This window comes from Arthrobacter sp. Soil_C_49 (genome assembly GCF_057656635.1).
In genome coordinates, this window is sequence record NZ_JBDGJZ010000002.1 from 401105 (window position 1) to 413761 (window position 12657).

The 12657-nt window shown below is 63.3% G+C and carries 10 protein-coding genes; 8 read left to right on the forward strand and 2 right to left on the reverse strand.

Annotated elements, in window-relative coordinates; genetic code table 11:
- The first annotated feature begins 49 nt into the window (after positions 1 to 49).
- The 6 genes from ychF (at position 50) to AC3A4Z_RS05280 (ending at position 8711) form a co-directional block, all read left to right on the forward strand.
- Positions 50 to 1135 carry a redox-regulated ATPase YchF gene (gene ychF / locus AC3A4Z_RS05255; protein ID WP_307609344.1) on the forward strand — a complete coding sequence of 362 codons (1086 nt, stop codon included), beginning with the start codon at positions 50 to 52 and terminating at the stop codon, positions 1133 to 1135.
- 142 nt (positions 1136 to 1277) lie between these two features.
- On the forward strand, positions 1278 to 3041 hold the full coding sequence (locus tag AC3A4Z_RS05260) for an ABC transporter family substrate-binding protein (protein ID WP_498710552.1): 1764 nt from the start codon (positions 1278 to 1280) through the stop codon (positions 3039 to 3041).
- Between the two features lie 278 nt (positions 3042 to 3319).
- On the forward strand, positions 3320 to 5005 hold the full coding sequence (locus tag AC3A4Z_RS05265) for a peptide ABC transporter substrate-binding protein (protein WP_498710554.1): 1686 nt from the start codon (positions 3320 to 3322) through the stop codon (positions 5003 to 5005).
- 124 nt (positions 5006 to 5129) lie between these two features.
- Complete coding sequence (locus AC3A4Z_RS05270; protein WP_455834912.1) at positions 5130 to 6059, forward strand: ABC transporter permease; 930 nt, start codon at positions 5130 to 5132, stop codon at positions 6057 to 6059.
- On the forward strand, positions 6049 to 6993 hold the full coding sequence (locus tag AC3A4Z_RS05275) for an ABC transporter permease subunit (RefSeq protein ID WP_493969930.1): 945 nt from the start codon (positions 6049 to 6051) through the stop codon (positions 6991 to 6993). Before AC3A4Z_RS05270 ends, AC3A4Z_RS05275 begins: the two co-directional genes overlap by 11 nt.
- An 11-nt stretch (positions 6994 to 7004) precedes the next feature.
- The gene (locus AC3A4Z_RS05280; protein WP_498710556.1) at positions 7005 to 8711 is read left to right on the forward strand and encodes a dipeptide ABC transporter ATP-binding protein; all 1707 of its coding nucleotides are present in this window, start codon (positions 7005 to 7007) and stop codon (positions 8709 to 8711) included.
- Between the two features lie 69 nt (positions 8712 to 8780).
- On the opposite strand, the gene AC3A4Z_RS05285 is transcribed toward AC3A4Z_RS05280, so the two are convergent.
- Positions 8781 to 9647 (reverse strand): SGNH/GDSL hydrolase family protein, encoded by an 867-nt coding sequence (locus AC3A4Z_RS05285; RefSeq protein WP_498710557.1) that lies wholly within the window; start codon positions 9645 to 9647, stop codon positions 8781 to 8783.
- A gap of 272 nt (positions 9648 to 9919) precedes the next feature.
- On the opposite strand from AC3A4Z_RS05285, the gene typA reads away from it, so the two are divergent.
- Complete coding sequence (gene typA, locus AC3A4Z_RS05290; protein WP_493969933.1) at positions 9920 to 11848, forward strand: translational GTPase TypA; 1929 nt, start codon at positions 9920 to 9922, stop codon at positions 11846 to 11848.
- A gap of 100 nt (positions 11849 to 11948) precedes the next feature.
- On the opposite strand, the gene AC3A4Z_RS05295 is transcribed toward typA, so the two are convergent.
- Positions 11949 to 12185 (reverse strand): putative acetyltransferase, encoded by a 237-nt coding sequence (locus tag AC3A4Z_RS05295; RefSeq protein WP_498710559.1) that lies wholly within the window; start codon positions 12183 to 12185, stop codon positions 11949 to 11951.
- 136 nt (positions 12186 to 12321) lie between these two features.
- On the opposite strand from AC3A4Z_RS05295, the gene fdxA reads away from it, so the two are divergent.
- Positions 12322 to 12648: a ferredoxin gene (fdxA, locus tag AC3A4Z_RS05300; protein WP_009356972.1), complete on the forward strand. Its 327-nt coding sequence runs from the start codon at positions 12322 to 12324 to the stop codon at positions 12646 to 12648.
- Positions 12649 to 12657 lie beyond the last annotated feature (9 nt).

Below are 12657 nucleotides of genomic sequence, written 5' to 3' on the forward strand. Positions count from 1 at the left end.
CTGCCGCCGCGAACCGGCAGGATGCCCGCTGCGGGTAGAATCAATGCTCGTGGCACTTACTATTGGCATCGTCGGACTGCCCAACGTCGGCAAATCAACCCTCTTCAACGCACTGACCCGCAACCAGGTGCTGGCAGCGAACTACCCGTTCGCCACCATCGAGCCCAATGTGGGCGTTGTCAGCCTGCCGGATCCGCGGCTCCAGCAGCTCGGCGAACTCTTCGGTTCCCAGCGCGTCCTGCCCGCGGCCGTGTCCTTTGTGGACATCGCAGGCATCGTCAAGGGCGCCAGCGAGGGCGAAGGCCTGGGAAACCAGTTCCTGGCCAACATCCGCGAAGCGGAAGCCATCGCCCAGGTGGTGCGTGTGTTCGACGACCCCGACGTGATCCACGTTGACGGGAAGGTGGATCCCCGGTCGGACATGGAAACCATTAACACCGAGCTGATCCTCGCGGACCTGCAGACCATTGAAAAAGCCATCCCGCGCATCGAAAAAGAAGTCAAGATCAAAAAGCGCGAGGCAGCGGAGCTGAACGCCATCCTGGCAGCGCAGAAAGTGCTCGAGCGCGGCGACACCATCTTTTCGTCCATCAAGAGCGACAAGCTCGAGATGGAGCACCTCAAAGAGCTCAGCCTGCTCACGGCCAAGCCTTTCATCTACGTCTTCAATGCCGATGAAGGAATCCTCGGCAGCCCGGAGAAGCAGGAAGAGCTGCGGGCCCTCGTGGCCCCGGCCGACTGCATCTTCCTGGATGCCAAGCTGGAGGCCGACCTCGTGGAACTGGACGAGGAAGAAGCCCGCGAAATGCTGGAGATGAACGGCCAGGACGAATCCGGGCTGGATCAGCTGGCGCGGGTTGGCTTCCACACGTTGGGGCTGCAGACCTACCTCACGGCCGGTCCCAAGGAAGCACGCGCCTGGACCATCCACCGCGGCGACACGGCACCCCAGGCCGCCGGTGTCATCCACAGCGACTTCCAGCGCGGGTTCATCAAGGCCGAAGTGGTCTCTTTCGACGACCTCATCGAAGCCGGGTCCATGGCCGAGGCCAAATCGCGGGGCAAGGTCAGGATCGAAGGCAAAGAATACGTCATGGCAGACGGCGACGTGGTGGAATTCCGCTTCAACGTTTGAGTGTTTCGCCACCGCAGGTGGCGCGTATATAGGGTACGTTCGCTTCAGCTTCTGGTGGGTTCGCCGGGGACCTTATCCTGACTACAAGGGCTCCCGGTGATTCCGGCTGGACCGCCCGGGCAAAGCAAAACAAGGAGGCGGCATGCCGGTCAGGCGTCTGATGCAGTTCATCACCGCGGCGGCAGCTGCTGCCCTGGTGCTTTCGGGCTGCTCGGGCGGTGGCGGCACCACGCCGGTTGTGGTGGGGGAGGCCAAACGCGGCGGGAGCGTCACCGTCGCCGAAGTCAACGCATTCTCGTCGTTCAATCCCTACAGCACTGACGGCAACACCGACATCAACTCTAAGATCGGCGCCATCACCCATTCGGGTTTCTACTATCTTGACGATGCCTCCAAAGTGGTGCGGAACGAAAAGTTCGGGCGGTTCGAAAAGGTCTCCGACAATCCGTTGAAAGTGAAGTACACGGTCAACGAAGGCGTGAAATGGTCCGACGGCGAGGCGATCGACGCCGGCGACCTCCTGTTGAGCTGGGCCGCCGGTTCAGGCTATTTCAACGACGCCGAACCAGGGGCCGGAACAGGAACCACGTACTTCTCCACTGCCTCTGACACCAGCGGCCTGGCAGGCACCGTCCTCCCTGAATTGGGGGAGGACGGGCGCTCGATCACCCTTGAGTACGCCGTGCCGTACGCGGACTGGGAGGTGGCGTTCGACGTCGGCCTGCCGGCCCACGTGGTGGCGGCAAAAAGCGGTTTGAATGATGAGGAAGACCTCATCGACCTGATCAACGACTCACCCCGCGGCGACGTGGAGAAGCCCGCTGTCAACACTGCCCTGAAGCAGGTGGGTGACTTCTGGAACTCCGGGTTCGACACCAAATCACTTCCCGCGGACCCGTCGGTTTATCTCTCCAGCGGCCCCTATATCGTCCGGGACATCGTCCCCGAATCCTCCATGAGGCTCGTCCGCAACCGGGACTACACCTGGGGCCAGGAGCCCTGGCTGGATGAAATCAACGTCCGGTTCACCGGCGGTGTGCCTGCCGCTGTGGATGCCCTTCGGAACGGGCAGGCCGACATCATTTCGCCCCAGCCCTCCACCGAAACGGACAGCCTCCTGGCGGGATTGGCCGGGCAGGGCAATACCGTGGACCGCTACAGCCAATCCGGCTATGACCACCTGGACCTGAGCTTTTCCGGTCCCTTCGCGGACGAGGACGTCCGTAAGGCGTTCCTCAAGGCAGTGCCGCGGCAGGCCATTGTTGACGCCGTTATAGGCGACCTGCTGCCGGACGCCAAGCCCCTGGACTCGCACGTGTTCCTCCCGGGACAGCCCAAGTACGAGGACACCGTGAAGAACAACGGCTCCGGGGATTACTCAGAGGTTGACATCGACGGTGCGAAAACGCTCCTGGACGGCCAAACTCCCACCGTCCGCATCCTGTACAACCGCGACAATCCCAACCGGGCCAAGGCTTTTGCCCTGATCCGGGACTCCGCAGCGCTGGCCGGGTTCCAAGTGGTGGACGCGGGGCAAGGGAACGCCGACTGGGCGAAGGCCCTGGGGGGCGGCGGCTATGACGCAGCTTTACTCGGCTGGATCGGCACCGGCGTGGGAGTCAGCCGTGTTCCGCAGATTTTCCGCACCGGTGCGGGCAGCAACTTCAACGGATTCTCCGATGGCGATGCAGACAAAGTGATGGAACAGCTCACTGGCACCACAGACCTGGCCAAACAGGACGAACTCCTGGCTGACATCGACAAACAGGTGTGGGAGAACGCCTACGGTCTGCCCCTCTACCAGACCGTCGGAACCACCGCGTACAGCGCCCGTGTCACCGGCGTGAAGCCAAGTCCGGGACCGCTCGGCGTGTGGTGGAACGTCTGGGACTGGCGCCTGGCCTAAAGACGCGGCAACCGCTTTACGCGCTGCGGTGGCGGGCCTCACACTTCGATTCGCCGATAAGTCTACCGGCGAGTAGCATGTGACTTGCACAACTTCCGTTGACCGGCTAAGTCCCCGGAGTGGGCCGGTCACGGTTTGGCAACGGAGTACCAGTATCTGGACTTCGTGCAGTTAGGCTACTCGTATATGTAGGTTGCGTCACAGTCCATCGCTGGGTCTCGCCTGCGGGGAAGCACAAAGATTCCCCTCGTTTTCTCCCACAACTCATAGGAGGCGGAATGCGTTTTACGCGCACTTCCAAAGCACTGGGCATCGTGGCAATCGCCGCGCTTGCCCTGACCGGCTGCGGCGCTGGAGGCGGCAGCAATGACGGTGCCAGCGAATCTGCCGGCGACCCGAACAAGGTCATCACCGCTTACAGCAACGAACCACAAAACCCGTTGCTGCCGGCAAACACCAATGAAGTTTATGGCGGCCGTGTGGTCGAGCTCCTCTTCGAAGGCCTGCGGACCTACGACGCCGACGGCAAGCCCGTCAACGCACTCGCGGAATCCATCGAATCTGCCGACGCCCAGAACTGGACCATCAAGGTCAAGCAGGGCGCCAAGTTCACCAACGGCGAAGCGATCACCGCCAAGACGTTTGTTGATTCCTGGAACTTCGCGGCCAACTCGAAGAACCTGCAGAACAACGGCTTCTTCTTCGAATCCATTGCAGGGTACGAGGAAGTGTCCGCAGTAACCACCGAGAAGTCGGCCGACGGCAAGACCACCACCACCCCGGCGCCCACCGCCGAAACGATGTCCGGCCTGGTCGCCACCGATGACTCCACCATCACGGTGAAGCTGGCCCAGCCCGAGGCTGACTGGTCGCTGCGCCTGGGTTACTCCGCGTTCTTCCCGCTCCCCTCGGCCGCACTGGCGGACCCGAAGTCCTTCGGCGAGAACCCGGTGGGCAACGGCCCGTACAAGTTCGAGAAAGAGGGCGCCTGGGTACACGACCAGTCCATCGCCCTCGTCAAGAACCCTGACTACAGCGGTCCCCGCGAGTCCAAGAACGGCGGCGTGACCTTCAAGTTCTACACGGATCCGGGCCCGGCTTACACCGACCTGCAGTCCGACAACCTTGATATCACGGACGTTCTTCCGTCCAACGCACTGAAGACCTACGTTTCGGACTTCCCGGACCGCAACGCCACCAAGCCCGTTGCCACCAACTCCACCCTGAACATCCCGGACTACAACCCGAACTTCCAGGGTGAAGCCGGCAAGCTCCGCCGCCAGGCGCTTTCCTACGCGATCAACCGCGAGGAGATCGCCAAGGTGGTCTTCAACGGAACCCGCACCCCGGCCAAGGCCTTCGTCCCGCCGGTCATTGACGGCTTCAAAGAAGGCCTCAAGGGCAGCGAAGTCCTCAAGTTTGACGCCGCCAAGGCCAAGGACCTGTGGACCCAGGCTGAGAAGATCCAGCCCTACGACAACTCCAAGCCGCTCCAGATTGCCTCCAACACCGACGGCGGCAACAAGGAATGGATCGATGCTGTTGCCAACGGCTTCAAGAACAACCTCGGCATCCAGGCTGAAATCCAGCCGTTCGCCAAGTTCGCCGAAGTACTGAACCTGCGCAAGTCCCAGCAACTGCCCGGCCTGACCCGCGCCGGCTGGCAGGGCGACTACCCGTCGCTCTACAACTTCCTGGGACCCATCCTGGCCACGGGGGCATCGGCAAACTACGAGAAGTACTCGAACCCCGAGTTCGACAAGCTCCTCAAGGAAGGCCTGGCCTCGAAGTCCACCGAGGAAGCCAACGCCAAGTTCAACGAAGCGCAGGAAGTCCTCTTCGAGGACCTGCCCGTCCTGCCGCTCTGGGATCAGGCACGCCCGATCGTATGGAGCAATAACGTTGTGAAGGCCGAAACCGGCTGGAACGGCGGCATTCTCTACTACAACATCACTGCCAAGTAGTCCCAGATCTAACTTGCCGCCAGGCACTTTGGGGGTCCGGTCACGGCCGGGCCCCCATTGGCTTGCAACGGCAGGAAGGCACCAATGAACCTGCATTCTTCCCAACCGGAAGGCTGGTGATCCCGTGGTCCGCTTCATTCTGCGCCGGCTCCTACAGGTGATCCCTGTTTTCCTCGGCACCACCCTTTTGGTCTATTACATGGTGTTCGCCCTTCCCGGCGACCCCATCGCCGCGCTGTTCGGTGAGCGCCAGCCTCCGCAGGCTGTTATCGACACCCTGCGGAGCCAGTACCACCTCGACGAACCCTTCTGGGTCCAGTACGGGCTGTTCCTGAAAAACCTGTTCACCTTCAACCTGGGCAACGACTTCACCGGCCAGCCCATCGCTGCCGCCCTCGCCCGGGTGTTCCCTGTGACCGCCATGCTGGCGATTGAAGCGCTGGCCATCCAGGCCGTGTTCGGCGTGGCCTTCGGCGTTTTCGCCGGCCTCCGCCGCGGCGGTTGGTTCGACTCCACCGTCCTCGTGGCGTCCCTGGTGGTCATCGCAGTTCCCACGTTCGTCCTCGGCTTCGTGTTCCAGCTCGTCTTCGGCGTGCAACTGGGATGGGCAAAACCGACGGTCGGCGCCAATGCCGACTGGGGCAGCCTGCTGCTGCCGGCAGTGGTTTTGGGACTCGTGTCCTTTGCCTACGTGCTCCGCCTGACCCGTACTTCGGTCAGCGAAAACATGAACGCCGACTACGTCCGGACCGCCACCGCCAAGGGCCTCTCACGGCCGCGGGTGGTTCTGGCCCACATCCTGCGCAACTCGCTGATCCCCGTGGTGACCTACCTCGGGGCCAACCTGGGTGGCCTTATGGGCGGCGCCATCGTCACCGAAGGCATCTTCAACGTTCCCGGCGTGGGCAACAAGCTCTACCAGGCAGTCCTTCGCAGCGAAGGACCCACCATTGTCTCCATCGTCAGCGTGCTGGTGCTGGTGTTCGTGGTAGCCAACCTGCTTGTTGATCTCCTGTATGCCTGGCTTGACCCGAGGATCCGCTATGACCAGTAATAACAGCCACTTCGTGGCGCCCATCGAGGAAACCCCGCTGTTGGCAACAGATGCCGTCAAGACTGACCAGGCGCCTCTCAGCCTGTGGTCGGACGCGTGGCGCAAGCTCCGCCGTCGTCCGCTGTTCATCATTTCGGCGCTGCTGATCCTGGCCCTGACCGTGGTGGCACTGTTCCCCGGCCTGTTCACCTCCGTTGCCCCCAATGAAGGCTGCGAACTGGCGAATTCAGAGGGCGGCCCCACGGCCGGGCACCCCTTCGGCTTCACGTTCCAGGGCTGCGACATCTACTCCCGCGTCATCCACGGCACCCAGGCGTCCATGTCCGTGGGTGTCCTCTCGGTGCTGTGCGTGCTGGTCATCGGGGTCACCTTCGGTGCCCTCGCCGGCTACTACGGTGGCTGGATCGACGCCGTACTGGCCCGCCTGGGCGACATCTTCTTTGCCCTGCCGCTGATCCTCGGCGCGCTGGTCATCACCCAGTTGCCGTTTTTCCGCGAGAACAAAAGCGTCTGGACCGTGGTCTTTGTGATCTCGCTCCTCGCGTGGCCGCAGATGGCCCGCATCACCCGCGGTGCCGTCATCGAAGTCCGCAACTCAGACTTCGTCACCGCTGCCCGTGCACTGGGCGTTTCCAAATTCGGCGCGCTGGTCCGGCATGTGCTGCCGAACGCGCTTGCGCCGATCATTGTCCTGGCAACCCTGGAACTGGGTGTCTTCATTGTCGCTGAGGCAACGCTGTCCTTCCTTGGCATCGGCCTGCCGCAGAGCATTATGTCCTGGGGCAATGACATTGCCGGGGCCCAGGCATCCATCCGAACCAGGCCGGAAATCATGCTGTTCCCGGCCGCGGCACTGTCCATCACGGTGCTCAGCTTCATCATGCTGGGCGACGCGGTGCGCGACGCCCTTGATCCGAAGAGCCGCCAGCGATGAGAGACGACGAGATGACAACTCCAGAAATACGCATCGCGGAGGCCGGCACCACGGGGATCACGCCGCTGCTGGAGGTCCGCGACCTCGCCATTACCTTCAAGACCAGCGGCGGGGAAGTCCAGGCGGTCCGTGATGCGCACCTGACCATCATGCCCGGTGAGACCGTCGCGATCGTGGGGGAGTCGGGCTCGGGCAAGTCCACGACCGCACTGGCGGCCATCGGCCTCCTTCCCGGCAACGGCAGGGTTTCCGGCGGGCAGATCCTGCTGGACGGCGAAGACATCGCCCATGCCTCGGAAAAGCGCATGATCGAGCTTCGCGGCAACACCATCGGCATGGTGCCGCAGGACCCGATGTCCAACCTGAACCCGGTGTGGAAGATCGGTTACCAGGTACGGGAAACACTGCGTGCCAACGGCCGGCCCAGCGGCCCGGATGACGTTGCCAAGGTACTCGCCGAGGCCGGCCTCCCGGACGCCCACCGGCGCGCCAACCAGTATCCGCACGAGTTTTCCGGCGGTATGCGGCAGCGCGCCCTGATCGCTATCGGGCTCTCCTGCCAGCCCCGCCTGCTGATCGCGGACGAGCCAACCTCCGCCCTGGACGTCACGGTGCAGCGGCAGATCCTGGACCACCTGGACACCATGACCACCGAGCTGGGCACTTCGGTGCTGCTGATCACCCATGACCTGGGGCTGGCAGCGGAACGGGCCGACAAGGTAGTAGTGATGTACCAGGGCCGGGTTGTGGAAGCAGGCCCTTCCCTGGACCTGCTGCGGAACCCCCGGCACCCTTACACCAGGAGGCTTGTGGAGTCCGCGCCGTCCCTGGCCAGCCGGAGGATCCAGGCCGCCAAGGAGCAAGGAGTGGAGGCCGCGGATCTGCTGGCCCCTGCCGCCGAACCTGCAGCGGCGGACAACGTCCTTCAGATCCAGGACCTGCGGAAGGTGTACAAGCTCCGTCAGGGCCTGGGCAAAGCATCGGACTTCGCGGCGGTTGATGGTGTCAGCTTCGACGTCAAACGGGGAACCACGACGGCGATCGTGGGGGAGTCGGGTTCAGGCAAGTCCACCGTGGCCAAGATGGTGCTCCAGCTGGAGAAGCCCACCGAAGGCAGGATCCTGTTCGACGGCGTGGACACTTCCCTTTTGAAGCCGTCGGATCTGTTCAAGTTCCGTCGCCGTGTGCAGCCCATCTTCCAGGATCCCTACGGTTCGCTGGATCCGATGTACAACATCTTCAGGACCATCGAGGAACCGCTGAGGGTCCACAGGATCGGCAACAAAGAGAGCCGGGAGAAGAAGGTCCGGGAACTGCTGGACCAGGTGGCACTGCCGCAGTCCGCCATGCAGCGGTACCCGAACGAGCTCTCCGGCGGGCAGCGGCAGCGTGTGGCCATCGCCCGTGCGCTGGCCCTCGATCCGGAAGTCATCATCTGCGACGAAGCCGTGTCCGCCCTGGATGTGCTGGTGCAGGCGCAGGTGCTGAACCTGCTGGCAGACCTCCAGTCCAACCTGGGTCTGACCTACCTCTTTATCACCCATGACCTGGCGGTGGTCCGGCAGATCGCCGACCACGTCTGCGTGATGGAGAAGGGGCGCCTGGTGGAGACCGGTTCCACGGACGACGTCTTCGAATCGCCCCGGCAGGACTACACGAAGGCACTGCTCAACGCCATCCCGGGCGCCAAGCTTATGCTTCCGCCGGAAGTGGCCTAGCCGCCCTTGTCCCACTAAATGTTTGAAGCCGGAGCCTGTTGGCTCCGGCTTCAAACGCTTGAATAAGTGTCAGTCCTGGAAGGAGTCGTTGCCGCCACCGGTGGCAAGGGCGGGTGGCTGGTCCGCCGTCGGCTTCCGCTGCAGCCCGAGGTCATTAAGGCGGCGTTCCAGCAAACTCCCCAGGGTGCGGCGGCCATGGGGATTCATATGTACTGCGTCCGCCAGATCCTTGGCCAGGCCATACCGGGTAAGCCAGTCTCCCACGGAAACGAAGGGCAGGTTGTGCGCGGCTGCCACCTTGCCCAGCAGGGCGTCCACCTCGGTGCGCCGGCCGCCCCCATTGCCTTCGCCCCGGGCCAGGGTGCCGATCATGGCCATCCGGGTTCCCGGGTAGCGGGCCTTGAGCTCGGCGATCAGGCGCTCGGCGTTGCCGGTGATCCGGGTGTCCGAAGCTCCGGTTGCGGCGTCGTTGCCGCCGCCTTGGATAACGATAAGCGCCGGGGTTCCGGAGGGCAGGAGCCAGTCACCCCGGAGGAGGGCATCAATGTAGTTGCCGGTCTTGCCGTTGGCGGACACGAAGCCGGTGCCGCCCCTCCCACAGTAGTACACCTTGTACCCGGCAGCCTCGAGGCCCTGGCGGGGCCATCCGTCCGAGGGTTCTGACTGCGAATCACCAATCAGGAGGACGGTTCTGCTGACATCTGTAACCACTGCCTCAAGCCGCCCATTGGCTGGATTGAGGACACGCGCAGCGGCAGTGCCAGGATTCGCGCCGGCAGCGCCCGGTTGTCCTGCAGCGGCCGCAGCCTGCAGGTGGGGAACGGCGGAAGATTGGGGCGGAACCCCGCAACCCGACAGGGCAAGAAGGCTGGACACCGCAATGACGGCGGCGGCTCCGGATGCGGCAACGCGGGTCCGGGCCAGGGCTTTTCGCATGTGGTGTCTTTCAGAGCTTGCATGGAGTGTCAGAGCAATCATGTGGCATCAATGCAGGATTGGCCAGTGATTTTGCTCACTAATTCTAGCCCGCGCCGTGGCCGCATCACGGCCGGCTCCCTTCGGTCCGCTGGAGAATTTAGGCCTATTAATGCCACTGCGGCTAGAATGGAGGAAGCAGCCCTGTGCAAAGGGCATGATCCGTCGTGCGTTCCAGTTGGAAATGTCGCGATACAACAGCTGACTTTCACCACTGAATCGAGCCATTACGCATGTCTGAAACCACCACCAACACCGCGGTAGCCACTGCATCACGCAGTGACCTCCGCAACGTCGCGATTGTGGCCCACGTTGACCACGGCAAGACCACCCTGGTCGACGCCATGCTCAAGCAGACCAACTCCTTTGCCGAGCACAACCACCTCGAAGACCGCGTCATGGACTCCGGTGACCTTGAGCGCGAAAAGGGCATCACCATCCTCGCCAAGAACACCACGGTGGCCTACAACGGTCCGTCGTCCAACGGCGAGACCATCACCATCAACGTTATTGACACCCCCGGCCACGCCGACTTCGGCGGCGAGGTGGAGCGCGGCCTGTCCATGGTTGACGGCGTCGTTCTGCTGGTGGACTCGTCTGAAGGTCCGCTGCCCCAGACCCGTTTCGTGCTCCGCAAGGCCCTTGCCGCGCACCTGCCGGTCATCCTCCTGGTCAACAAGACCGACCGCCCCGACGCCCGCATTGACGAAGTCGTGCACGAGTCCATGGACCTGCTCCTGGGCCTTGCCTCCGACCTCGCGGACGAGGTTCCGGACCTGGACCTGGACAAGGTCCTCGAAGTGCCTGTCGTTTACGCGGCAGCAAAGGTTGGCCGCGCCTCCCTGGAACAGCCGGCCAACGGCTCTGCTCCTGACAATGAGGACCTTGAGCCCCTGTTCAAGACCATCATCGAGCACATCCCGGCACCGACCTACAACCCCGAGGGTGTCCTGCAGGCGCACGTCACCAACCTGGACGCCTCACCGTTCCTGGGCCGCCTTGCACTGCTCCGCATCTACAACGGCACCCTGCGCAAGGGCCAGCAGGTTGCCTGGGCCCGTGCCAATGGTGAACTCAAGACCGTAAAGATCACCGAACTCCTTGCCACCAAGGCCCTCGACCGTGTTCCGGCCGACTCCGCCGGCCCGGGCGAGATTGTCGCCGTCGCAGGTATCGAGGACATCACCATTGGTGAAACCCTCACGGACGTTGAGAACCCGCAGCCCCTGCCGCTGATCACCGTGGACGATCCCGCGATCTCCATGACCATCGGTATCAACACCTCCCCGCTGGCCGGCAAGGTCAAGGGTGCCAAGGTCACCGCCCGCCAGGTCAAGGACCGCCTGGACAAGGAACTGATCGGTAACGTCTCCATCAAGGTGCTCCCCACCGAGCGTCCTGACGCCTGGGAAGTCCAGGGCCGCGGCGAGCTCGCCCTGGCTATCCTCGTGGAGCAAATGCGCCGCGAAGGCTTCGAACTGACCGTGGGCAAGCCCCAGGTTGTTACCAAGACCATCGACGGCAAGATCCACGAGCCGATGGAGCACATGACCATCGACGTCCCCGAGGAATACCTCGGCGCCGTGACGCAGCTGATGGCCGCCCGCAAGGGCCGTATGACCAACATGGCCAACCACGGAACCGGCTGGTGCCGGATGGAATTCATCGTTCCGGCCCGTGGCCTGATCGGCTTCCGCACCAAGTTCCTCACGGATACCCGCGGTGCCGGCATCGCGGCCTCCATTTCCGAGGGCTACGAGCCGTGGGCCGGACCCATCGAGTACCGCACCAACGGCTCCATGGTTGCTGACCGCGCCGGCGTTGTGACCCCGTTCGCCATGATCAACCTGCAGGAACGTGGATCCTTCTTCGTCAAGCCCACCTCCGAGGTCTATGAGGGCATGATCGTTGGCGAGAACTCCCGCGCCGACGACATGGACGTCAACATCACGAAGGAAAAGAAGCTCACCAACATGCGTGCCGCTTCCTCGGACACCTTCGAGAACCTGACCCCGCCGCGCGACCTCACCCTTGAAGAGTCGCTGGAGTTCGCCCGCGAGGACGAGTGCGTCGAGGTGACTCCGGAGTCCATCCGCATCCGCAAGGTCATCCTGGACACCAACGAGCGTGCCAAGGCCAACCGCGCCCGTGCCAAGGCCTAAAGTCTGAACTGCCGGGACGGCAGGCGGAATTACCGCCGTCGTCCCGGCTTTTCTTTTTAACCTGCCTGGTGGGCCTGCCCCTGCACAGTGGGAGCAGGCTTTACCGCGCCGGCCTGCGCCGCTCGGGCGCCGGGGGAACCTCCTTGGCTGCCACAACGCGCTCAAGCGGAATAACGACGTCGGCCTGCCGCGTGCGGACGGTGCAGGCACCGGCGTCGCACGCCAGCAGGTGTCCCAGCGCATCAGTGAGGCCGTCCTCGATGCGGTACCGCACCACAACCCGGGTTCCGGGCGCGGCAGTTGTAAGAAACCCGGCAGGCGTGGAAGGCTGACTCACCAGTTCATACTAGGGGCCCGGCTAGGTTCGCGGTAACGGGCTGGGAGATAATAGGCTCAGATGTCAAGAGTCCGGCCAATGCTGCCGGACGCAAGAACCGGCGGGACGCCGGACCCAACGTGGAGAGGCCAGGGACGTGACGTACGTAATCGCGCAGCCGTGTGTAGATGTCAAGGACAAGGCATGTATCGAAGAATGCCCCGTCGACTGCATCTATGAGGGTGAGCGTTCGCTGTACATCCATCCGGACGAATGCGTCGACTGCGGTGCCTGCGAGCCGGTGTGCCCGGTGGAGGCCATTTACTACGAGGACGACACCCCGGACGAGTGGGCCGACTACTACAAGGCCAATGTAGAGTTCTTCGATGACCTCGGGTCACCCGGTGGTGCCGCCAAGATCGGCAACACCGGCAAGGACCACCCGATGATCGCCGCACTGCCCCCGCAGAACCAAGACCACTGACGCAGGCAG

What these genes read in the sequence shown, in the direction of transcription:
- AC3A4Z_RS05260 (WP_498710552.1), top strand. Translation starts at nt 1,278, where the DNA reads ATGCCGGTCAGGCGTCTGATGCAGTTCATCACCGCGGCGGCAGCTGCT.
- AC3A4Z_RS05280 (WP_498710556.1), top strand. Translation starts at nt 7,005, where the DNA reads ATGACAACTCCAGAAATACGCATCGCGGAGGCCGGCACCACGGGGATC.
- typA (WP_493969933.1), top strand. Translation starts at nt 9,920, where the DNA reads ATGTCTGAAACCACCACCAACACCGCGGTAGCCACTGCATCACGCAGT.
- AC3A4Z_RS05265 (WP_498710554.1), top strand. Translation starts at nt 3,320, where the DNA reads ATGCGTTTTACGCGCACTTCCAAAGCACTGGGCATCGTGGCAATCGCC.
- AC3A4Z_RS05285 (WP_498710557.1), bottom strand. Translation starts at nt 9,647, where the DNA reads ATGCGAAAAGCCCTGGCCCGGACCCGCGTTGCCGCATCCGGAGCCGCC.
- AC3A4Z_RS05275 (WP_493969930.1), top strand. Translation starts at nt 6,049, where the DNA reads ATGACCAGTAATAACAGCCACTTCGTGGCGCCCATCGAGGAAACCCCG.